This window comes from Microbacterium sp. GW823-FHT02G05 (assembly GCF_058797175.1).
Genome location: NZ_JBXAJK010000001.1, coordinates 1,085,583 through 1,105,057 on the forward strand (window position 1 = coordinate 1,085,583; position 19,475 = coordinate 1,105,057).

23 protein-coding genes are annotated in these 19,475 nt (G+C 68.2%); 13 read left to right on the forward strand and 10 right to left on the reverse strand.

All coding sequences use genetic code 11. The features are described 5' to 3' along the window. Nucleotide 1: 1 nt before the first annotated feature. Nucleotides 2-1,468: an ABC transporter ATP-binding protein gene (locus tag AC1REM_RS05135; protein ID WP_492513650.1), complete on the forward strand. Its 1,467-nt coding sequence runs from the start codon at nt 2-4 to the stop codon at nt 1,466-1,468. Then, entirely contained in the window at nt 1,465-2,277 is an 813-nt protein-coding gene (locus AC1REM_RS05140) for an energy-coupling factor transporter transmembrane component T family protein (protein WP_492513651.1), read from the forward strand. Before AC1REM_RS05135 ends, AC1REM_RS05140 begins: the two co-directional genes overlap by 4 nt. A gap of 14 nt (nt 2,278-2,291) precedes the next feature. On the opposite strand, the gene AC1REM_RS05145 is transcribed toward AC1REM_RS05140, so the two are convergent. The 3 genes from AC1REM_RS05145 to AC1REM_RS05155 are packed head-to-tail and all read right to left on the reverse strand — an operon-like array spanning nt 2,292 to nt 3,807. Further along, nucleotides 2,292-2,684, reverse strand: coding sequence for a hypothetical protein (locus tag AC1REM_RS05145; RefSeq protein ID WP_492513652.1), 393 nt, complete (start codon nt 2,682-2,684; stop codon nt 2,292-2,294). Then, complete coding sequence (locus AC1REM_RS05150) at nt 2,674-3,303, reverse strand: nucleotidyltransferase family protein (RefSeq protein WP_492513653.1); 630 nt, start codon at nt 3,301-3,303, stop codon at nt 2,674-2,676. Before AC1REM_RS05150 ends, AC1REM_RS05145 begins: the two co-directional genes overlap by 11 nt. A gap of 27 nt (nt 3,304-3,330) precedes the next feature. Beyond that, complete coding sequence (locus AC1REM_RS05155) at nt 3,331-3,807, reverse strand: DUF1801 domain-containing protein (RefSeq protein ID WP_492513654.1); 477 nt, start codon at nt 3,805-3,807, stop codon at nt 3,331-3,333. 152 nt (nt 3,808-3,959) lie between these two features. Here AC1REM_RS05155 and AC1REM_RS05160 point away from each other — a divergent pair, with 152 nt between their 5' ends. Together AC1REM_RS05160 and AC1REM_RS05165 are read left to right on the forward strand one after the other, a co-directional pair. Beyond that, entirely contained in the window at nt 3,960-4,346 is a 387-nt protein-coding gene (locus AC1REM_RS05160) for a helix-turn-helix transcriptional regulator (protein WP_492513655.1), read from the forward strand. Nucleotides 4,347-4,356: 10 nt separating this feature from the next. After that, complete coding sequence (locus AC1REM_RS05165) at nt 4,357-4,761, forward strand: VOC family protein (protein WP_454127632.1); 405 nt, start codon at nt 4,357-4,359, stop codon at nt 4,759-4,761. Nucleotides 4,762-4,768: 7 nt separating this feature from the next. Here the strand turns inward: AC1REM_RS05165 and AC1REM_RS05170 are convergent, their stop codons facing one another. Both AC1REM_RS05170 and AC1REM_RS05175 read right to left on the reverse strand, forming a co-directional pair. Then, nucleotides 4,769-5,494 (reverse strand): phosphotransferase, encoded by a 726-nt coding sequence (locus tag AC1REM_RS05170; RefSeq protein WP_492513656.1) that lies wholly within the window; start codon nt 5,492-5,494, stop codon nt 4,769-4,771. A gap of 22 nt (nt 5,495-5,516) precedes the next feature. Further along, nucleotides 5,517-5,876, reverse strand: coding sequence for a DUF488 domain-containing protein (locus AC1REM_RS05175; RefSeq protein ID WP_492513657.1), 360 nt, complete (start codon nt 5,874-5,876; stop codon nt 5,517-5,519). A 125-nt stretch (nt 5,877-6,001) separates the two neighbouring features. On the opposite strand from AC1REM_RS05175, the gene AC1REM_RS05180 reads away from it, so the two are divergent. Both AC1REM_RS05180 and AC1REM_RS05185 read left to right on the forward strand, forming a co-directional pair. Beyond that, complete coding sequence (locus AC1REM_RS05180; protein ID WP_492513658.1) at nt 6,002-6,763, forward strand: SDR family NAD(P)-dependent oxidoreductase; 762 nt, start codon at nt 6,002-6,004, stop codon at nt 6,761-6,763. 76 nt (nt 6,764-6,839) lie between these two features. Further along, complete coding sequence (locus AC1REM_RS05185; protein WP_492513659.1) at nt 6,840-7,670, forward strand: SDR family oxidoreductase; 831 nt, start codon at nt 6,840-6,842, stop codon at nt 7,668-7,670. A gap of 7 nt (nt 7,671-7,677) precedes the next feature. Here the strand turns inward: AC1REM_RS05185 and AC1REM_RS05190 are convergent, their stop codons facing one another. Further along, entirely contained in the window at nt 7,678-8,412 is a 735-nt protein-coding gene (locus AC1REM_RS05190; RefSeq protein ID WP_492513660.1) for an ankyrin repeat domain-containing protein, read from the reverse strand. A 35-nt stretch (nt 8,413-8,447) separates the two neighbouring features. Beyond that, on the reverse strand, nt 8,448-9,086 hold the full coding sequence (locus AC1REM_RS05195) for a bifunctional 4-hydroxy-2-oxoglutarate aldolase/2-dehydro-3-deoxy-phosphogluconate aldolase (RefSeq protein ID WP_492513661.1): 639 nt from the start codon (nt 9,084-9,086) through the stop codon (nt 8,448-8,450). Between the two features lie 186 nt (nt 9,087-9,272). Here AC1REM_RS05195 and rlmN point away from each other — a divergent pair, with 186 nt between their 5' ends. Both rlmN and AC1REM_RS05205 read left to right on the forward strand, forming a co-directional pair. Continuing rightward, complete coding sequence (rlmN, locus tag AC1REM_RS05200) at nt 9,273-10,517, forward strand: dual-specificity RNA methyltransferase RlmN (protein WP_492513662.1); 1,245 nt, start codon at nt 9,273-9,275, stop codon at nt 10,515-10,517. 66 nt (nt 10,518-10,583) lie between these two features. Continuing rightward, nucleotides 10,584-12,275 (forward strand): DUF4407 domain-containing protein, encoded by a 1,692-nt coding sequence (locus AC1REM_RS05205; protein ID WP_492513663.1) that lies wholly within the window; start codon nt 10,584-10,586, stop codon nt 12,273-12,275. On the opposite strand, the gene AC1REM_RS05210 is transcribed toward AC1REM_RS05205, so the two are convergent. Next, entirely contained in the window at nt 12,272-12,883 is a 612-nt protein-coding gene (locus tag AC1REM_RS05210) for an NAD(P)H-dependent oxidoreductase (protein WP_492513664.1), read from the reverse strand. The genes AC1REM_RS05205 and AC1REM_RS05210 overlap by 4 nt on opposite strands. A gap of 65 nt (nt 12,884-12,948) precedes the next feature. Here AC1REM_RS05210 and AC1REM_RS05215 point away from each other — a divergent pair, with 65 nt between their 5' ends. Further along, complete coding sequence (locus AC1REM_RS05215) at nt 12,949-13,509, forward strand: TetR/AcrR family transcriptional regulator (protein WP_492513665.1); 561 nt, start codon at nt 12,949-12,951, stop codon at nt 13,507-13,509. Here the strand turns inward: AC1REM_RS05215 and AC1REM_RS05220 are convergent. Further along, a complete protein-coding gene (locus AC1REM_RS05220) occupies nt 13,506-14,021 on the reverse strand; it encodes a glycine cleavage system transcriptional repressor (protein WP_492513666.1) in 516 nt (171 codons plus the stop codon). The two genes, AC1REM_RS05215 and AC1REM_RS05220, sit on opposite strands and share 4 nt — an antisense overlap. Before the next feature lie 32 nt (nt 14,022-14,053). Beyond that, a complete protein-coding gene (locus AC1REM_RS05225; RefSeq protein WP_492513667.1) occupies nt 14,054-15,109 on the reverse strand; it encodes a PLP-dependent cysteine synthase family protein in 1,056 nt (351 codons plus the stop codon). Nucleotides 15,110-15,215: 106 nt separating this feature from the next. Here AC1REM_RS05225 and AC1REM_RS05230 point away from each other — a divergent pair, with 106 nt between their 5' ends. From AC1REM_RS05230 to AC1REM_RS05245, 4 genes are read left to right on the forward strand one after another with little or no spacing between them, the layout of a single operon-like run. Further along, nucleotides 15,216-15,878 (forward strand): GntR family transcriptional regulator, encoded by a 663-nt coding sequence (locus AC1REM_RS05230; RefSeq protein ID WP_492513668.1) that lies wholly within the window; start codon nt 15,216-15,218, stop codon nt 15,876-15,878. Further along, entirely contained in the window at nt 15,875-17,401 is a 1,527-nt protein-coding gene (locus tag AC1REM_RS05235) for an MmgE/PrpD family protein (protein WP_492513669.1), read from the forward strand. The genes AC1REM_RS05230 and AC1REM_RS05235 overlap by 4 nt, the downstream gene beginning before the upstream one ends. Then, the gene (prpB, locus tag AC1REM_RS05240; protein ID WP_492513670.1) at nt 17,401-18,303 is read left to right on the forward strand and encodes a methylisocitrate lyase; all 903 of its coding nucleotides are present in this window, start codon (nt 17,401-17,403) and stop codon (nt 18,301-18,303) included. Before AC1REM_RS05235 ends, prpB begins: the two co-directional genes overlap by 1 nt. Before the next feature lie 2 nt (nt 18,304-18,305). Continuing rightward, on the forward strand, nt 18,306-19,433 hold the full coding sequence (locus AC1REM_RS05245; protein ID WP_492513671.1) for a bifunctional 2-methylcitrate synthase/citrate synthase: 1,128 nt from the start codon (nt 18,306-18,308) through the stop codon (nt 19,431-19,433). The last annotated feature ends 42 nt before the right edge of the window (nt 19,434-19,475 follow it).

The window sequence follows — 19,475 nt, forward strand, 5'->3', positions numbered from 1 at the left end:
CATGGGCGGTGCGGCGGCGCCGACCCCGGCCGCGCTCGAGGCGCAGGCCTGGGGGTGGCGCTATGCGACCCGGCATCGGTGGGCGCTCTGCGAGGTGACGCTGCGGATCGAACCGGGGGAGCGCGTGCTGCTGCTCGGCGCCTCAGGCTCGGGCAAGTCGACTCTCCTGCAGGGGCTGGGTGGTGTGCTCGGCGGCGCGGATGAAGGAGAGGAACTCGGCGCTCTGCTCGTCGACGGGGTGCCTGCCGCACAGGCCCACGGCCGGGTCGGCATGGTTCTGCAGGATCCGGACACGCAGACGATTCTGGAGCGCGTCGGCGACGACGTGGCGTTCGGATGCGAGAACCTGGGCGTCCCGCGAGACGAGATCTGGCCGCGGGTGGACGCTGCGCTCGACGCGGTCGGGCTCGACCTGCCGCTCGACCGGTCGACCGCCGCGCTGTCCGGAGGGCAGAAGCAGCGGCTTGCGCTCGCGGGAGTGCTGGCGATGCGCCCCGGTGCGATCCTGCTGGACGAGCCGACCGCGAACCTCGACCCGGACGGCGTCGCCGAGGTGCGCGATGCGGTCGCGGCGGCATTGGATGCCACGGGCGCGACGCTCGTCGTGATCGAGCATCGCATCGACGCCTGGCTGGATCTCGTCGATCGGGTGATCGTGCTCGGGACGGAAGGCGAGACGACGGTCGTGCACGCGGATGGCACGCCTGAGGCCGTGCTCGGCGCCCGAGGAGCAGAGCTCGCCGCTGCGGGAGTATGGGTGCCGGGGCATCCGCCCGCAGTTCCGCCCGCGCCCGCCGTGACGCCGGGGGAGGAGCTGCTGCGCACGCGCGACCTCGTCGTGGCGCGGCGGCGCGGTGTGCCGGTCGCAGGCCCCTTCGAGCTCACCGTGCGCGCGGGTGAGGCCATCGGGATCGTCGGCCGCAACGGAGCCGGGAAGTCGACGCTCGGTCTCACCCTGGCCGGTTTGATCGCACCGGAGAAGGGGCGGGTCGAGGCATCCGCGGTTCTTGCGGATGCTGCGAAGGGTGACCCGATCTCGTGGTCGTCACGTTCCCTGCTCACGCGCATCGGCACTGTGCTGCAGAGTCCGGAGCATCAGCTCCTCGCGCGCACGGTGCGTGACGAGCTTGCGGTCGGCCCGCGGGCGCTGGCCCTGCCCGAGGACGAAGTCAACACGCGCGTCGATGACCTCCTCGACCGTCTGCGGCTCACCGCGCTCGCTGCAGCGAATCCGTACACACTCTCCGGCGGCGAGAAGCGCCGACTCACGGTCGCCGCCGCGCTCGCGACGCGTCCTCGGGTGCTTGTGCTGGATGAACCGACGTTCGGGCAGGACGCGAAGACCTGGGCGGAACTCGTCGGCATCATCGCCCGTCTGCGTGACGACGGTGCCGCAGTCGTGGTGATCTCGCACGATGAGCAGGTGCTGCGTGCACTGCACGCGCGTCGGATTGAGGTGGGGGCATGACAGACCTGCTCTCGCGCGACACCGGCCGTGTGGTGCGCACCGGCCCGATCGCGCCGCGCAGCGCGCTCGCGAAGCTTGCGGCCGCGCTGCTCATCTCGGTGCCGCTCATCCTGTCGATCGATGTGCTCTCGGCGTCGGTCGCCCTGTTGCTGTCTGTGCCGCTGCTGCTGATGTCAGGTCTGCGCCCGCGTGAGTTCTGGCTGCGGACCGCCGTGCTCTGGATCGCTGCCCCCCTCAGTGCCGTGACGATCGCGCTGTACGGGGCAACGAGCGGCACGATCTACTTCGAGTGGCTCGTGATGCGCGTGAGCGAAGGATCTCTCACGCTCGCTGCGGCGACAGCCCTGCGCGTGCTGGCGATCGGCCTGCCTGCCGTCGTGCTGTTCGCCACCGTCGACCCCACCGACCTTGCCGACGATCTCGCTCAGCGTCTGCGCCTGCCTGCGCGATTCGTGATCGGCGCGCTCGCCGGACTGCGGATGCTCGGTCTCCTCGCCGACGACTGGCGGGCACTCGCGCTTGCTCGTCGCGCACGGGGCGTCGCAGACCAGGGGCGCATCCGCAGGGGCCTGGGCATGGCCTTCGCCCTCTTCGTCCTCGCTATCCGCCGTGGTTCATCGCTCGCGACCGCCATGGAGGCCCGCGGGTTCGGTGGGCACGGTCGACGCACATGGGCGCGTCCGTCTCGGTGGGATCGGGGCGACACGATCCTGCTCCTGGTCGCCGTGATGATCCCGACTGCTGCGCTCTCGGCGGCCGTCTTCTTCGGGACCTGGAACTTCATCCTGGGTCCGTCCGTCGCGGGATAGGCGACGGCGGGGCTTCAGAGGAGGCGGACGGCGTTCATGAGCTTGGTGGCCGCATTCTGCGCTTCGGTCACTCGTTGGGCGGCCATCGGCGCTGCGCCGTAGCCCGCTGCGGACTTCATGCTGATCAGGCGCTGGAGCGGGGCGGCGAGCGCCCGATCCGCGCGCTTCAAGAGAGCGACGGCATCGCTGTGGTTCGTCGAGTTCGAATACTCTCCCAGTCGCGCGCAGCAGATCGCGTCTGCCGCTGCGATGCCGGCATGAACGTAGAGCGTCACCAGAGTGTTCGGACTGGCCCCACCCAGGGTGTGCAGATCTCCCGCATCGTTCCAGAAGCCCTCGGCTTGTGCGATGCGCCCGGCGCGGTCGGACGCCGAGCACTCATTGGTTCGGGGAGCTTTAGGCGTCATTCATCGTTCCTTCGCGTAGCGCTCGTCGCAGCCAATCGACGTCTCCCGCGAAGACTATTCCCTGCTCAGCGATCTCGCGGAACAGCGGCGTCAGAGGTGTGGACAGCACATCCTGGTCTGTGACGTCGATGATGCGTGCATCATTTCCGGTCCACCGCGTCGCGTCTTCCGCGAGCTGTGCGACATCGGCACTCCATGCCTCGTCGGATGCACCCTCGGGGCGGACCAGGAAGATGTCGATGTCGCTGTCCTGCCGCATCTCATCGCGGGCGGCCGAGCCGAACAGCGCACCGAACACGGGCGGTATCGTCCACCCCGACACCTCCGCGCCGAGTCGTGCGACCAGTGCCGACTTGAGAGATGCGATCTGACGGATCGCCTCCGCTGCCAGATGGTCCTGGTTCAGCGAGAATGCGAGGGAGCGCCCGACACGGTGTGGATTCACGATGCCCTGCTGTGAGAGCCGGGCGAGCGAATTGCGGATGCCGACGGGCGATCGGTCGGGAATGAGCGTCTGCAACTGAGCGACGGTGAAGTGCGAATCAGCCCGCGCGAGCACGCTGAGCACGTCACCATCGACGGTCGAGGTGACGACACCGAACGGATGCTGCAATTGCATTACATAATTCTATACGCTCGTACAGAATTATGTATCTTGTTTGAGTCCGTCGACGTCTGCTCCCTGCGCGGCGCGACGGACGATCTCGCTGAGTCGGTCCCAGGCGGTGTCGTCGGGATCGATGAGCGCGTACGCCGTGGGCCACAGGCCGCTCGGATCGTCGAGGCTCGCCTGGGCGCTCACGCCGAAAGTGGAGTATCGCTCCTTGTCCATCTGCCCACTGCGGAAGAAGACGATGACCTTGCCGTCACGGGAGTAGCCGGGCTGCCCGTAGTACAGCTTCGGGGTCAGGTCCGGAGCGACGTCCGCGACGATCTTGTCCAGGCGTTCGGCCATCTGCCGGTCGCCCTCGGGCATGCTCGCGATCTTGGCGCGCTGTTCCTCCGCTTCGGCGGCGGCCTTCGCCGCCCCCTTCGCTCGTCGGGCGTCGGCCTTCAGCTCCGCGGCGCGGGTCTTCATCGCCGCACGTTCCTCTGCAGAGAACTTCCCGTCTGTCGATGCCATGTCAGTGGTCTCCCTTGTCGTGTGCGAACCACGCTAGCGAGCGGGATGCTGCGCTGCTTCTCGATTCCTGACCAGCCGGAGCGGATCGCTTCCGGCACAATGAGGGGGTGGGTGAGGCAGGGGATCGACGCGACATCAGGGTCATCCGCCGTGTGCGCGACCGGATCGATCGCGAGTTCGCCCAGCCGCTCAACGTGGAAGAGCTTGCACGCGGCGCCCTCATATCGGCCGGTCATCTCAGCCGGGAGTTCCGCCGTGTTTACGGGGAATCGCCCTATTCCTACCTGATGACGCGCCGGATCGAGCGGGCGATGACGCTGCTGCGGCGTGGAGACCTGTCTGTCACAGAGATCTGCTTCACAGTGGGGTTCTCCTCGCTCGGCACCTTCAGCTCGCGCTTCTCGCAGCTCGTCGGTGTCTCGCCCAGTGCGTATCGGGAGGACCGGTCTCGGTCCGTCGAAGGCATTCCGGCATGCCTGGCGAAGCAGATCACGAGACCGGTCAGGAATCGAGAAGCGGCCACCGCCGGAGCGTCCTAGCGTGGCGGGCATGGATATCTCGATTCACTACACGTTTCTTCCCCACACCGATGCTGAGGCCGCGCTCGGCTTCTATCGCGACCTCCTCGGCTTCGAGGTCCGCCAGGACGTCGGGTACGAGGGCATGCGCTGGATCACGGTCGGACCTGCCGGCAGCGCGACGTCGATCGTGCTGCATCCGCCGGCAGCAGACCCGGGAATCTCGGATGCGGAGCGCGAGACGATCCTGGATCTGATCGCCAAGGGCGTCTACGGGGCCGTCACGCTCGCGACCGACGATCTCGACGCGCTCTTCGAGAAGCTCGAGGCGGGTGGCGCGGACGTCGTGCAGGAACCCACCGACCAGGACTACGGCGTGCGGGACTGCGCGTTCCGTGATCCCTCCGGGAACCTGATCCGCGTGAATCAGCGCTGAACGGTCGTCAGCCGGCGTTCCACAGGTCGCGGTAGTACGCGAGCCGTTCCCGGTCAGGGTCGACTCCGTAGGCCTCGATGAGGGTGTCTTCCCATCCGGGACCGAAGTTCCACAGGGTGCTCATGGAGGCGACGGCGATGTCGGCCCAGCGGTCGCCGGTGCCGAGGGCGGCGAGATCGACGTGCGCGATCCCGCGGCCGGCATCGTCCAGCAGAGTGTTCGGCAGGCAGGCGTCGCCGTGGCAGACGACGAGGCGATCGATGGAAGGTGCGTCGCGCAGGGCATCCGGAATCTCAGCGCCCCAGCTCTCTGCCTGCGCGATCCTGTCGGCGACGCTCCATTCCCAGGGGCACTCGTCGACCGGCAGCGCGTCGTGCAGTATCCGCAGGGCTTCGCCCACGGCCCGCACCGCCGTCGCCGGTTCGTCCTTCCACCGCGGATCGACGGCGCTGTGCCCGGGGATCGCGACGGTGACCAGCCACTCGTGGGTGGCATCCTCTCCCTGCGTGATCACCTCGGGAACCGTGATCCAGCGCCGCGCCCAACGCATGCGCTCGGCTTCGTCGCGCATGCTCGCCTCAGGATCGTGCGGGCCCCACTTGATGTAGCGCCCGTCGTCGGTGCGGAAGGTGAGTCCGCCGATCCCGTTCTCCCACACGGGCGTGAGCGCCGCGCCCCGGGCAAGGTCGCGCACGAGCGCAGGGGCGGGCGTGGTCGCGACGGGGATGCTCACCGTCCGAGCCTATCCGCGATGGTCAGAGCAGCCCGCGGAGGGCGGCTTCCAGAACTACGGTGTGATTGTGCACGGGGTCATGGGCCGCGTAGACGAGAGTGACGCGCGGATGCTTCCGCACGATATCGGCCAGTCCGCGGAGCGCCTCGGCCGACTCGCCGTGCAGTTGCGCGCGGTAGCGGTCGGCGTAGGCGTTCCAGTCGGCGTCTGGTGCGGCGTGCCATTCACGCCGCAGCTCGGTGCTCGGGGCCGTGTCCTTCGCCCAGAAGTCGATCGCGGCGTGCTCCTTCGAGACACCGCGCGGCCACAGGCGATCCACCAGGATGCGGAAGCCGTCATCGGCGGAAACGGTGTCGTAGGCTCGCTTGCGACGCAGTTCCATATCGCCAGCATTCCCTTATCGGGGCGTGAAATCCAGGCGATCTTCTGCAGCGTGAGTGAATCAGGTGAAACTGAGAACCGCGTATGCTGAAACCCCGTCGCACGACGTTTCGAAGGAGAACACGTATGCAGATCCAGGGATCCGGCGCACTCATCACTGGCGGCGCGAGCGGCCTCGGCCTCGCCACGGCCCGACGACTCGCCGCCGCAGGTGCGCACATCACGATCATCGATCTGCCCTCCTCGCCGGGTGCTGACATCGCCGCCGAACTCGGCGGCCTCTTCGTGCCCGCCGACGTCACGAGCGTGGACGAGGTGCACGCGGCCGTCGCCGCCGCCCAGTCCGCAGGGCCCCTGCGCATCGTCGTGAACTGCGCCGGCATCGCGCCTCCGGCCAAGGTGCTCGACCGAGAGGGCAACCCCGCTGTGCTCGCCGACTTCGAGCGCATCGTCCGCATCAACCTCGTCGGAACGTTCAACGTCACCTCGCAGGCGGCAGCGGTCATCGCCAAGAACGATCCGGATGCGACGGGCGACCGGGGCGTTATCGTCAGCACCGCGAGCGTCGCGGCGTTCGACGGCCAGATCGGCCAGCCCGCATACTCGGCGTCTAAGGGCGGCGTTCACGCGATGACGCTGCCGATCGCACGCGAACTCGCCCGCTACGGCATCCGCGTCTGCACGATCGCCCCCGGGATCATGGAGACACCGATGCTGAAGGGGCTGCCCCAGGCGGCTCAGGACTCGCTCGGTGAGCAGGTGCCGTACCCGTCACGTCTCGGCAAGCCCGAGGAGTACGCGGCGCTCGTGCAGTCGATCGTCGAGAACGGCTACCTCAACGGCGAGACGATCCGCCTCGACGGCGCGATCCGCATGGCGCCGAAGTGATTCAAGGAGCGATGTTCACCCACATTCGCGCCGAACACCCCACAACATCGCTCCTCGAACGCTGAAAGGGATCACCATGAGCACTCTGGCAGGAAAGACCATCCTCATGTCGGGCGGAAGCCGCGGCATCGGCCTCGCGATCGCGCTGCGCGCCGCGGCCGACGGGGCGAACATCGCGATGCTCGCGAAGACCGACACTCCGCACCCGAAGCTCGAGGGCACGGTGCACACGGCCGCCGAGCAGATCCGTGCGGCGGGCGGGCGTGCCCTGCCGATCGTCGGGGATGTGCGCGATGACGACGACATCACCGAGGCCGTGCTGAAGACGCAGGGTGAGTTCGGTGGCATCGACATCGTCATCAACAACGCCAGCGTCATCGACCTGTCTCGCTCGCTCGACCTGGGTGCGAAGAAGTACGACCTCATGCAGGACGTCAACGTGCGCGGCACTTTCATGCTGTCGCGCGCGGCGGCGCCGATCCTGAAAGAGGCGCCGAACCCGCACATTCTGTCGCTGTCGCCGCCCCTCAACATCACGCCGCGCTGGCTCGGTGCCCACACGGGGTACTCGCTCGCGAAGTTCGGCATGACGATGGCGACACTCGGCTTGGCCGCTGACTTCGCGGAGTACGGCATCGCCGCGAACACCCTCTGGCCCAGGACGACGATCGCGACGGCCGCCGTGCAGAACCTGCTTGGCGGAGATCGTGTGATGGCGGCGAGCCGGACGCCCGAGATTTACGCGGACGCTGCCCATGAGGTGCTCACGAAGCCTGCGCGCGACTACACGGGGCAGACGCTGATCGTCGAGGACGTTCTGGAGGCTGCGGGCGTCACCGACTTCGCGAAGTACGCCGCGGTGCCCGGAACCCCGGACGACAGGCTGTTCCCGGACATCTTCCTCTGAGCGGGGCTCAGCCGGCGCGATCGATCTCTGCGACGATCGCGTCATACCCGCTGTTCGCGGCCAGATCGCGCGGGCTCACTCCGTTGCCGTCGGGGATCGTGACATCTGCGCCGCCCGCGATGAGTGCGCGCACGATGTCGACGTAGACGGCTGAGCCGTCGCCGAGCACGATCGCCTCGTGCAGGGCGGTCCAGCCGAGGTTGTTGATGTGGTCGGGGTCGACACCCGCGTCGAGCAGGATCTGCACGGTCTGCAGGTGGCCGCGTTCGGATGCCGGGATGAGGGCGGTGCCCCCGTAGCGGTTGGTGCTCGTGAGGTCGGCGCCGTTCGCGAGGGTGAGCTTCAGGATCTCGTTGTGCCCGCGGGCGCCGGCATAGAGGTAGGCGGAGTCCTGGATGTCGTCCTTGGCGTTCACATCGGCACCCGCGTCGATGAGCACGCGCGCCGCCTCGACGTGGTTGGACTTCGTCGCTGCCACGAGCGCCGTCATTCCCTCGGTGCCGCGCGCGTCGAGGTCGGCGCCGGCGTCGATCGCGGCCTGGACGCCGGTGGCGTCGCCGGCGGCAGCGGCGGTGAAGAGATCGGTGGTGGCCATGGGGTTCTCCTCGGCGATCGGGGTCGCGCTCGCGCGCGGGGTCGACGAGGTGCTCGCCGTCGGTTCAGGGGCGGATGCTGCGCAGGAGGCCAGCCCCGTCAGCGCAGCCGTGAAAGCTGCGGCGAGCAGCATCCGTCGAAGTCTCATAGCTCAGGTGTACCAACAGCGCCTGAGCACTGCGCTCAGCCGCGGACGGCTGCGAGGGCTGCGGCGAAGCGCACCGAGCGCTGTTCGATGTCTGCCCAGTCGCAGGCTGCGATCGATGCGCCGTTCGCGAGGTCGCCACCGGCCCCTACGGCCACAGCGCCCGCCGCGAACCACGCGGCCAGGTTGTCGGGGTTCACTCCACCGGTCGGCATGAGCGGAGCATCCGGGAACGGGCCGCGCAGCGCGCCCAGGTACGAGGGGCCGCCGAGGGAGGCGGGGAAGATCTTGGCCACATCGACGCCGAGCTCGAGTGCTGCCATGACCTCGGTCGGCGTCATCGCGCCGGTCATCACGACGCGTCCGGTCGCCAGCATGGCCCGGGTCAGGTCAGGCAGCGTGCCGGGGCTCACCAGGAACTCCGCGCCCGCTTCTGCTGCCGCCTCGGCCTGTGCGACGGTCGTGACGGTACCTGCGCCGACATAGGCGGCGTCGCCGTGGCGGGCGATGAGCTCGCGTATGACGGCGGGGGCGTCGGGGGTCGAGAAGGTCACCTCGATTCCGGTGATCCCACCTCGGATGATCGCTTCGGAAGCCTCCAGAGCAGCCTCCGGTGTGGCGGCACGCAGCACAGCGAGGACTCCGGTGGAGCGGGCGCGGGAGAGGCGGTCAGTCATGGGGCTCCTTCAGTGATCGCCTTCGCGGTCGTCGGCGTGAGTCGGGGGATCACTTCATTCTCTCGCGGTTCCTGCGGCGGCATGCACAACCGGCGTTGCAAATGATGCATCGTGCTGCGGCGTTGCATCCTCGTCCCCACGGCGACCCCAGGCGTCTCCCATCCGACACCGCGTACCCTAGGGGGTATGACTGAGTCACCTTCCGCGCGCCCTGCGAACACCGGCGTCCGTCAGACGCGCCCGCGCACCGAAGGCTGGACCCAGAAGAAGGATGCCGAAGGGCGTCCGCTGCTGCAGTTCGCCAGCCCCAAGCGCGGCAAGCCGCCGGTGCACCTGGCCGACCTCACGGTCGCCGAGCGCGCTGAGAAGGTGAAGGAGCTGGGGCTTCCCGGTTTCCGCGCCAAGCAGCTCGCGACCCACTACTTCACGCACTACACGTCGAACCCCGACGACATGACCGACCTTCCCGCGGCGACGCGGAGCGACCTCGTCGCCGGCATGCTTCCGCCGCTGCTGACCGAGGTGCGCCGGCTGGAGACCGACCGTGGAGACACGATCAAGTTCCTGTGGCGTCTGCACGACGGCGCACTCGTCGAGTCAGTGCTCATGCGCTACCCCGGACGCATCACGCTGTGTGTGTCGAGTCAGGCCGGATGCGGCATGAACTGCCCGTTCTGCGCCACAGGCCAGGCGGGTCTGACGCGCAACATGTCGGCCGCCGAGATCGTCGAGCAGGTCGTGCGCGCCAACGCGCTCATCGCCGCCGGTGGCCTGGGTGGCAAGAAGGCCGACGATCACAGCATGGAGCGTGTCTCGAACATCGTCTTCATGGGTATGGGTGAGCCGCTGGCCAACTACAACCGCGTCATGCACGCGGTGCGCACGATGGTGGCCCCGCAGCCAGAGGGCCTCGGCATGAGCGCCCGTGGCATCACGGTCTCGACCGTCGGCCTCGTTCCTGCGATCAAGAAGCTCGCTGACGAAGACATTCCGGTGACGTTCGCGCTGTCGCTGCATGCGCCGGACGACCAGCTGCGTGACGAGCTGATCCCCGTCAACTCGAAGTGGAAGGTCGACGAGGCTCTCGACGCCGCGTACAACTACTACGAGAAGACCGGCCGCCGCGTGTCGATCGAGTACGCGCTCATCAAAGACATGAACGACCACGCCTGGCGTGCCGACCTGCTCGCGACCAAGCTCAATGAGCGCGGCCGCGGTTGGGTGCATGTCAACCCGATTCCGCTGAACCCGACGCCCGAGTCGGTGTGGACTGCCTCCGACAAAGATGTGACCGCCGAGTTCGTGCGTCGTCTGAACGACGCCGGCATTCCGACGACGCTCCGCGACACCCGTGGCAAGGAGATCGACGGCGCCTGCGGACAGCTCGTGGCCACGACAGAAGACGAGGCCGCCGCGGAGGCGCTGGCCTGACGTTCCTGGGAGTGCGCCCAGCGCTCTCGCACCGGTCTTCCAGGCGGGTTTTCGTACATTTGACGAATGTCTTTCTCCGCGCATCGGCCTGGGCGTCTCGATTCCCAGGGGCGAATCTCCTTCGGCGTCGACGGTTCCGCTGAGGGCGAGAACGCGATCGATGACGAGCTTCTCGACTTCGTTCGCGAGTTCGAGCCCGATGCCACGGGCGGCCGTCCCGCGCAGGCGAGCACCGCTCCGACCGAGGTCGTGACAGCACAGGGTCAGCGGGATATCCCGCATGTGCCGACGTTCGGCCGCGACACCCAGGCTGCGCCGGCCCAGAGCCCTCCCGCTTCGACGGCACCGATTCTGCCCGAGCCGCAACCCGTCGCATCCGCACCTGCTCCCGCCCCGCAGCCGCGCGCCCAGCGGGCGCCGAGGCTTCCGCGCGAGCGCCGCGAACGTACGCCAGGATCACGTCTGCGTCAGCTGGCGATCCTCGGCGGAGCATCCGGCCCCATCCTCGATCGCGTGCCGATCGAGACGTCCCGGTTCGTGCAGATGTTCTTCGTGCTGCTCGGAACGGCCGTCGTCTCCGGTCTGTCGATGCTCTTCGCGCTGACCACCGGTGTGCAGGTCGTCGTCTGGCTGGCGGTGCCGCTGTCGATCGTGTGGGCGCTGCTGATCTTCAACCTCGATCGCTTCCTCACGTCGACCATGAAGTCGACCCGCAGCGCGTGGAAGCTCACGGGGCTTGCGATTCCGCGTGTGATCATGGCCATGATCATCGGCTTCGTCGTCGCGGAGCCGCTCGTGCTGCAGGCGTTCCACAACGACATCGCGCGTGAGGTCGCCTCGACCAACATCACGCAGTCGCTCAGTGACCAGGAAGCCCTGGAGACCGGACCCGAGCGCAAGGCGCTGGATGCTGCGACCGAACGCGTCGCGACACTCGAGACCCAGGCCGCGACAGGAATCGTGGCGGGTGCGGAAGGAGCATCTGCCTCGCAGTCCGCGGCGAAGTCGACCGTCGATCAGCTGACGGCGCAGATGGCGGAGCAGCAGCTCGTGATCGACCAGGCGCGCGCGCTGTACCAGTGTGAGCTGACCGGTGAAGGCGTCGGCACGGTTCCCGGCTGCACAGGTGTGTCCGGTGAGGGCGCGAGCTCGGGTGCCGCGGAAGCGCAGCTGGCTCAGGCCCAGCAGACGTACGACGGTCTGGCCGCGCAGCTGCGCGATGCGAACGACCAGCTCTCCGCCGCGGACACCGCCGCGAAGGACGCCACCTCGGCGTCCGAGGCGCAGAACCGCGAACAGGCCAAGGCGCAGCTCCCGCAGGCGCAGGCCACCTATGAGCAGGCGCTCGCCGCCTACGAGGCTCGCTCCGCCGCCGTCGCGGGAACGAACGCGGATGCCATTGGTCTGCTCAGCCAGATCGGGGCGCTCAACCGCCTTGCCGAGAAGGAGCCCACGATCCTCTGGGCGCATCTCCTCATCGCGGCACTCTTCTTCATGATCGAGTTGCTGCCCGTGATCGTGAAGGTGCTCACGAGCTGGGGCGAGCCCTCGCTCTATGAGAAGGCCGAGCGGATCGCGACGCAGACGGAATCCGACCGCATCACGGCGCAGGGCTTCCGTGATCGTGCGGGCATCGTCGCGGCGGGTGCCACGGCGGTCGAGCGAGCTTCCGCCGTCGAGCCGCTCTCTGCGGTCGAGCAGACCCCCGCGGACGAGGAGCGCACGACGGAGCCCGAGCCGGTCGGGGCGCGCGCCTAGCGACCGACGAGCGCTTCGGCGGTGGTGGGGCGAGTACTGTGATCGCGACGCCCATCGTCGGCGCCCAGCTGCTCGGCGCGGTCGAGCCAGCGGGCGATCGTTGACGGCGAGGCATCCTTCACCCCGAGCATCCGGTGCGTGCGCACCGAGCGCACGCCGCCGAGCTTCAGCGTGTTGCGCGCCACCTGCGTCTGCGCGGGCAGTCCCGTGAACGGCAGGAAGAACCAGGGAGTGTCGGCGAGCAGGAACAGCCGCGCGCGATCTGCAGGGATGAGCCCGACCGGCAGCCCCAGCGCCGAGTAGCGGTACTCCTGCTGGGGCAGGAATGCGCGGTCGAAGAAGCCCTTCAGTAGAGCAGGGACGGAGCCCCACCACAGGGGTGATGCGACGATGATGCGCCGTGCATCGTGCAGCGCCTCCTTCGCGCTCACGAGGTCGGGTTCGAGAGTCATCCGCGCTCGGTAGCCGAAACGCAGGTGCGGGTCGAAGTTCAGATCCCGCAGCGCCAGCACCTGCGCGTCGGGGTGGCCGGCGGCGTAGCGCTGGGCGATCGCGGCGGTGAGGGACTGGGGGTCGGGGTGGCCGTCGATCACGAGGGCTGAGGGCATGCGCGCTTCCTATCTTGACAGTGTCAACCTGCTGGACACTGTCAAGATAGGAGAGGATGTTGCTCATGTCAAGTTCGAAGGATGCCTACCACCACGGCGATCTCGCTCGTGCGCTGGAAGACGCGGCGATGCAGCTTCTCGAGCGCATGCCCGCATCCGAGGTCAGCCTTCGCGAGGTCGCGCGCGCAGCGAACGTCAGTCACAACGCGCCCTACCACCACTTCTCCGACCGACGAGGTCTGCTGAAGGTGCTCGCCGAGCGCAGCATGGCAGACCTCAACGCGGCTGTCCGTGCCGCCGTGGAGCGGGCGGATGCCCCGGGTGCGGCCCTGCGTGCCGGGGGAGCCGCATACATCCGCTTCGCCGTCGCGCGGGCCAACGCCTTCGACGTCATCTACGACCCGACCGTGTGCATCCCCGGGGCACCGACCGCGACCATGGCGCCGCTGATCGTCGAACTGGAGGAGCTTCTCGGAGCGGCAGCCGCGGCCGTCGGGCGCGGAACGGCCGACGAGATCACGGCGCTGTGGGGGGTGGTGCACGGCCTCGGCACGCTCGCCGCCGCCGGGCACTTCACGCTCGACCAGGCGCTCTCGGCCTGGGATGCAACTCTCGTGGCGGGCTAGCCCGCGAGGGTGATGTCCACCTGGATCTCCGTCGCCAGGCGCTCGAGATCGGCGCGGAGGCTCTCGGGATCGACGCTCGACGGAACGTCCGCGGTCACGGCCGCCTCGAAGAGCCGCCCGCCCGCCATCGCAGCGTCGCGGGTCGTGGTGCTCATGTCGTCGATGTTCACGCCATGCGCTCGGAACACCGTCGAGATCTCTCGCACGATACCCGGACGATCGTTCCCGAGCACCTGCACCGTGAGCGGTCGGGTGTCGGCGGTGGCATCCGCGGTTTCAGCGCCAGCCTGCACCGTGACCGTCAGCAGGGAGTCCAGGCCACGCAGCGCCCGTTCGAGGTCGGATGCGCGTTCGGGCGCGATCGACACCTCGACGACGCCCGCGAAGACACCGGCGAGCTCGGTGAGGCTGCTGTTCTCCCAGTTGCCCCCATGCGCGTCGACGACATCCGCGACAGCGGCGACGAGGCCAGGGCGATCGGAACCGACGACGGCGAGGATGAGCGTGGTCATGGTGACAGCGTAGGCCGCGGCTTCGCTGGTGGCTACGACCAGGCTCCGCCGTCGAGGAAGCGCTCGTATCTGTCGCGGTGGGGCGTGAGGTCCCAGCCCTGCGCGCCGACCCAGTCATCCGAGTAGTAGGTGTCGGCATAGCGGATGCCGCTGTCGCAGATGAGGGTGACGACGCTGCCGGTCTCGCCGGCATCGCGCATGCGGGCGATCACCTCGAAGGCGCCGTAGAGGTTCGTGCCCGTTGAGCCGCCCGCCCAGTGCAGGGTGCGTTCGCGCAGCAGGCGGATGGCGGCGACGGATGCGGCATCCGGAACCCGGATCATCTCGTCGATGACCCCTGTGACGAAGGACTTCTCGACGCGCGGACGGCCGATGCCCTCGATGCGGCTCGGGCTGCCGGTGATGTCGTTGCTGCCGCTGCGCCATCCTTCGTAGAATGCCGAGCCCTCGGGGTCGACGACAGCGATCTGCGTGTCGTGGCGGCGGTAGCGCACGTAGCGTCCGAAGGTCGCGCTCGTTCCGCCCGTTCCCGCTCCGACGACGATCCAGCGCGGGATGGGGTGGCGCTCGCGGGAGAGCTGGCTGAACACGCTCTCGGCGATGTTGTTGTTGCCGCGCCAGTCCGTCGCGCGCTCGGCGAACGTGAACTGGTCGAGGTAGTGTCCGGTGCAGTCGTTAGCGAGACGCACGGCTTCGGCGTCGATCTCGGAGGCGTGGTCCACGAAGTGGCAGCGCCCACCGTAGAACTCGATGAGGTCGATCTTCTCCTGGCTCGTGGAGCGGGGGACGACGGTGACGAACGGCAGCCCGAGCATCCGTGCGAAGTACGCCTCGGAGACAGCGGTGGAACCGCTGGATGCCTCGACGAGCGTCGTGTTCTCGTGGATGCGCCCGTTGACCAGGCCATACAGGATGAGCGATCGCGCCAGGCGGTGCTTGAGCGATCCCGTCGGGTGCACCGACTCGTCCTTCAGATACAGGTCGATTCCCCACTCGGCGGGAAGGGGGAAGAGATGCAAGTGCGTATCCGCGCTGCGGTTGGCGTCCGCCTCGAGCTTGCCGATGGCGGAATTGACCCAGTCGCTCATGAGATCGAGCGTAGTGCGTGGCCGCGTTCATCCAGCAGTGTGTACATAAATAGGCCATCTATGCCTTCTGATGGCCTTCAAGTGGTTCTGTGTATACACTGAGGTGATGAGTTCGGCGACAACGACGCGCACCACGGCGAGTGACCGCGCCTACGCGGAATTGCTGACCGAAATCCAGTCGGGAGCGCTGTCGGCCGGCACCGTGCTCGCCGAGGTGGAGCAGGCGTCACGGCTCGGAGTCAGCCGCACCCCGCTGCGGGAGGCGCTGCGCCGTCTCGCCGCGGACGGGCTCGTTGTGCAGCAGTCCCCGCGCGTCACGGTCGTCGCAGGTATCGACGCCGATGACATCCGCGGGCTCTTCGAGATCCGCCGCGCACTGGAGGAGACCGCCGCGCGACTGGCCGCCCAGCGCGGCGACCGTGCCCACTTTGCCTCCCTGGCCGCGGAGCTCGCCCGCGTCCACCTCGACGGCGAAGCCGCCCGCGACGACTACTACGCCCTCATCGCGCGTTTCGACCGGGCACTCGACGACGCCGTCGCCAACGACTACATCACGGCCGCGCTCCGCACAGTGCGCACGCATCTCGTGCGGGTGCGGCGGATGGCCCGCGACAAGCCCGCTCGCCTCGCTGCGTCCGTGGCCGAGCACCGTCTGCTCGCCGACGCCCTTGCCGCCGGCGACGCTGAGCTCGCCGCCCACGCCACGCACGTGCACCTGCACAACGCGCTCACCAGCATCCTCGATTCCCTGTCGGAAGGAACATCATGACCGTCACCCACCACCTCCGTGTGCACCGCAGCGACGAGAACCTCGCCCGCGAAGGACAGCTGGCCTGGCGCATCGCCGAGATCGCCGCGGACCCGGTCGAGGTCGACGCCGACGTCGTCGACATGATCATCAACCGCCTCATCGACAACGCCTCGGTCGCGGCAGCATCCCTCACCCGCGCACCGGTCAGCGCCGCCCGTCAGCAGGCGCTCGACCACCCCGTCTCGGTCGGCGGCGCCGGCGCCACCATCTTCGGCGCCGCGCTCGAACGCCGCAGCAGCCCCGAGTGGGCTGCGTGGGCCAACGGCGTCGCCGTGCGCGAGCTCGACTACCACGACACGTTCCTCGCGGCCGACTACTCACACCCCGGCGACAACATCCCGCCGATCCTTGCCGTCGCGCAGCACGTCGGCTCCGACGGCAAGGCCGTCGTCCGCGCGCTCGCCACGGGCTACGAGATCCAGATCGACCTCGTCAAGGCGATCTGCCTGCACAAGCACAAGATCGACCACGTCGCCCACCTCGGCCCCTCGGCCGCGGCCGGCATCGGCACCCTTCTCGGCCTCGACGTCGAGACGATCTACCAGGCGGTCGGTCAGGCACTGCACACGACCACGGCCACGCGTCAGAGCCGCAAGGGCGAGATCTCCACATGGAAGGCGCACGCCCCTGCCTTCGCCGGCAAGATGGCCGTCGAGGCTGTCGACCGTGCCATGCGCGGCGAGACGAGCCCCTCGCCGATCTACGAGGGTGAGGACGGTGTGATCGCGTGGATGCTGGACGGTCCGGATGCCTCCTACGAGGTGCCGCTGCCCGCCGCCGGTGAGGCGAAGCGCGCCATCCTCGACTCCTACACGAAGGAGCACTCGGCCGAGTACCAGGCGCAGGCCTGGATCGACCTCGCTCGCAAGCTGCACAACGAGCGTCCGGAGCTCGGCGACCCGGCGAACATCGAATCGATCGTGCTCCACACCAGCCACCACACGCACTACGTGATCGGCTCGGGGGCGAACGACCCGCAGAAGTACGACCCGCACGCCTCGCGTGAGACGCTCGACCACTCGATCCCGTACATCTTCGCTGTCGCACTGCAGGACGGCACCTGGCACCACGTCGACTCCTACGCGCCGGAGCGCGCGCAGCGTGAGGACACCGTGGCCCTGTGGAACAAGGTCACGACGTTGGAAGACGCCGAATGGACGCGCCGTTACCACTCGAACGACATCACCGAGAAGGCATTCGGCGGGCGTGTGGAGATCACGCTGACCGACGGAACCACCGTCGTCGACGAGATCGCCGTCGCCGACGCGCACCCGCTCGGCGCGCGCCCGTTCGTCCGGGAGAACTACATCGCGAAGTTCCGCCTGCTGGCGGAGCCGGTGCTGGAACCCGCCGAGATCGAGCGCTTCCTCGACCTCGTGCAGCGTCTTCCCGAGCTGACGGCCGATGAGGTCGCGCAGCTGTCGATCGTCGCGAAGCCCGGTGTGCTGGCCAACGCGCCCGCTCCCAAGGGGCTGTTCTGATGCTGTACTCCACGACCCCGGCGTCCGAGAAGCGGCGGATCTTCCGCGAGCGCCTCGCCACCGGCGAGCTGCTGCGCTTCCCGGGGGCCTTCAACCCGCTGAGCGCGCGCCTGATCGAGCGCAAAGGCTTCGAGGGCGTGTACATCTCGGGCGCCGTGCTCTCGGCGGACCTCGGCCTGCCGGACATCGGCCTGACGACGCTGACCGAGGTCGCTGGCCGAGGCCAGCAGATCGCCCGGATGACGGAGCTGCCCGCGATCATCGACGCCGACACCGGATTCGGTGAGCCCATGAACGTCGCGCGCACGATCCAGACGCTCGAAGATGCGGGCCTTGCCGGCATGCACATCGAGGATCAGATCAACCCCAAGCGCTGCGGGCACCTCGACGGCAAGGCCGTGGTCGATGAGAGCACGGCGACCAAGCGCATCCGCGCCGCGGTCGACGCCCGCCGTGACCCGAACTTCCTCATCATGGCGCGCACGGACATCCGTGCGGTCGAGGGGCTGGATGCGGCGATCGATCGCGCGAAGGCGCTGGTGGATGCCGGCGCTGACGCGATCTTCCCCGAGGCGATGCGCACGCTCGCGGAGTTCGAGGCCATGCGGAAGGCGATCGACGTGCCGATCCTCGCGAACATGACCGAGTTCGGAAAGAGCGACCTCTTCTCGACGGATCAGCTGCGCGATGTGGGCGTGAACATCGTGATCTGGCCGGTCTCGATGCTGCGCATCGCGATGGGAGCGACGGGTCGTGCGCTTGACACGCTGCTCGACGAGGGGCACCTCACGGGCAAGCTCGACGAGATGCAGCATCGCGCCGATCTCTACGATCTGGTGGACTACGAGCACTACAACCACTTCGACACGAACGTCTTCAACTTCCGCATCACGAAGGAGTGACCATGACCGATACCGAGATTCGCAAAGGCCTGGCCGGCGTCGTCGTCGACTACACGGCGATCTCCAAGGTGAACCCCGAGAGCAACAGCCTGCTCTACCGGGGCTACCCCGTGCAGGAGCTCGCGGGGACCCAGCCGTTCGAGGCGATCGCGTACCTGCTGTGGAGCGGTGAGCTGCCGGATGCCGCGCAGCTGGAGGTGTTCCAGAAGCATGAGCGGGCGCAGCGGAAGCTGGATCCGCGGACCGTGGCGCTGCTCGACACGATGCCCGAGGATGCGCACCCGATGGACATCGTGCGCACGGCGGTCAGCCAGTTGGGCACGTTCGATCACACGCTGCACCGTCCCGGCGGATGGACCGATCCCGACCTCGACCTGGGTCGCGCGCTTTACCTGTTCGCGCAGATCCCGACGATCGTCGCCGCCGTCCAGCGTCGTCGCCGCGGGCTCGAGCCGATCGCTCCGCGCGATGACCTCGACTACTCGCGCAACTTCCTCTGGATGACCTTCGGAGAACTGCCCTCGGACGCCGCCGTCGACGTGTTCCGGGTCTCGATGGTGCTGTACGCCGAGCACTCCTTCAACGCCTCGACGTTCACGGCGCGCGTCATCGCGTCGACCACCTCCGACATGTACTCGGCGGTCGTCGGTGCGATCGGCGCGCTCAAGGGCCCGCTGCACGGCGGCGCCAACGAGGCCGTCATGCACATCTTCGACGAGATCGGCGCCGCCGAGAACGTCGTCCCGTGGCTGGACAAAGCGCTCGCCGAGAAGCGCAAGATCATGGGCTTCGGGCACCGCGTCTACAAGAACGGCGACTCGCGTGTGCCGACCATGAAAGCCGCGCTGGATGTGCTGCTCGAAGAATCCGGACGCACGGATCTCGCCGAGCTCTACGCGACGCTCGAGAGCGAGTTCGTCGCACGCAAGGGCATCTACCCGAACCTCGACTACCCCTCGGGGCCGGCCTACAACCTGCTGGGCTTCGACACCGAGGTGTTCACCCCGCTGTTCATCGCCGCACGCGTGACCGGCTGGACCGCCCACGTCATGGAGCAGGCCGCATCCAACGCACTCATTCGGCCGCTGTCGGCCTACAACGGCGTCGACGAGCGGCACGTCGAGGGCTGAACCTCTGAACGACGAGAAGGGCGGATGCTTCGTGGCGAAGCA

Coding starts and splice junctions, on each gene's coding strand:
- prpB (WP_492513670.1), top strand. CDS start 17,401: ATGCTGTACTCCACGACCCCGGCGTCCGAGAAGCGGCGGATCTTCCGC.
- AC1REM_RS05175 (WP_492513657.1), bottom strand. CDS start 5,876: ATGGAACTGCGTCGCAAGCGAGCCTACGACACCGTTTCCGCCGATGAC.
- AC1REM_RS05235 (WP_492513669.1), top strand. CDS start 15,875: ATGACCGTCACCCACCACCTCCGTGTGCACCGCAGCGACGAGAACCTC.
- AC1REM_RS05195 (WP_492513661.1), bottom strand. CDS start 9,086: ATGACTGACCGCCTCTCCCGCGCCCGCTCCACCGGAGTCCTCGCTGTG.
- AC1REM_RS05205 (WP_492513663.1), top strand. CDS start 10,584: ATGTCTTTCTCCGCGCATCGGCCTGGGCGTCTCGATTCCCAGGGGCGA.
- rlmN (WP_492513662.1), top strand. CDS start 9,273: ATGACTGAGTCACCTTCCGCGCGCCCTGCGAACACCGGCGTCCGTCAG.
- AC1REM_RS05225 (WP_492513667.1), bottom strand. CDS start 15,109: ATGAGCGACTGGGTCAATTCCGCCATCGGCAAGCTCGAGGCGGACGCC.
- AC1REM_RS05220 (WP_492513666.1), bottom strand. CDS start 14,021: ATGACCACGCTCATCCTCGCCGTCGTCGGTTCCGATCGCCCTGGCCTC.
- AC1REM_RS05185 (WP_492513659.1), top strand. CDS start 6,840: ATGAGCACTCTGGCAGGAAAGACCATCCTCATGTCGGGCGGAAGCCGC.
- AC1REM_RS05180 (WP_492513658.1), top strand. CDS start 6,002: ATGCAGATCCAGGGATCCGGCGCACTCATCACTGGCGGCGCGAGCGGC.
- AC1REM_RS05155 (WP_492513654.1), bottom strand. CDS start 3,807: ATGGCATCGACAGACGGGAAGTTCTCTGCAGAGGAACGTGCGGCGATG.
- AC1REM_RS05140 (WP_492513651.1), top strand. CDS start 1,465: ATGACAGACCTGCTCTCGCGCGACACCGGCCGTGTGGTGCGCACCGGC.
- AC1REM_RS05135 (WP_492513650.1), top strand. CDS start 2: ATGGGCGGTGCGGCGGCGCCGACCCCGGCCGCGCTCGAGGCGCAGGCC.
- AC1REM_RS05230 (WP_492513668.1), top strand. CDS start 15,216: ATGAGTTCGGCGACAACGACGCGCACCACGGCGAGTGACCGCGCCTAC.
- AC1REM_RS05215 (WP_492513665.1), top strand. CDS start 12,949: ATGTCAAGTTCGAAGGATGCCTACCACCACGGCGATCTCGCTCGTGCG.
- AC1REM_RS05165 (WP_454127632.1), top strand. CDS start 4,357: ATGGATATCTCGATTCACTACACGTTTCTTCCCCACACCGATGCTGAG.
- AC1REM_RS05150 (WP_492513653.1), bottom strand. CDS start 3,303: ATGCAATTGCAGCATCCGTTCGGTGTCGTCACCTCGACCGTCGATGGT.
- AC1REM_RS05145 (WP_492513652.1), bottom strand. CDS start 2,684: ATGACGCCTAAAGCTCCCCGAACCAATGAGTGCTCGGCGTCCGACCGC.
- AC1REM_RS05210 (WP_492513664.1), bottom strand. CDS start 12,883: ATGCCCTCAGCCCTCGTGATCGACGGCCACCCCGACCCCCAGTCCCTC.
- AC1REM_RS05245 (WP_492513671.1), top strand. CDS start 18,306: ATGACCGATACCGAGATTCGCAAAGGCCTGGCCGGCGTCGTCGTCGAC.
- AC1REM_RS05190 (WP_492513660.1), bottom strand. CDS start 8,412: ATGAGACTTCGACGGATGCTGCTCGCCGCAGCTTTCACGGCTGCGCTG.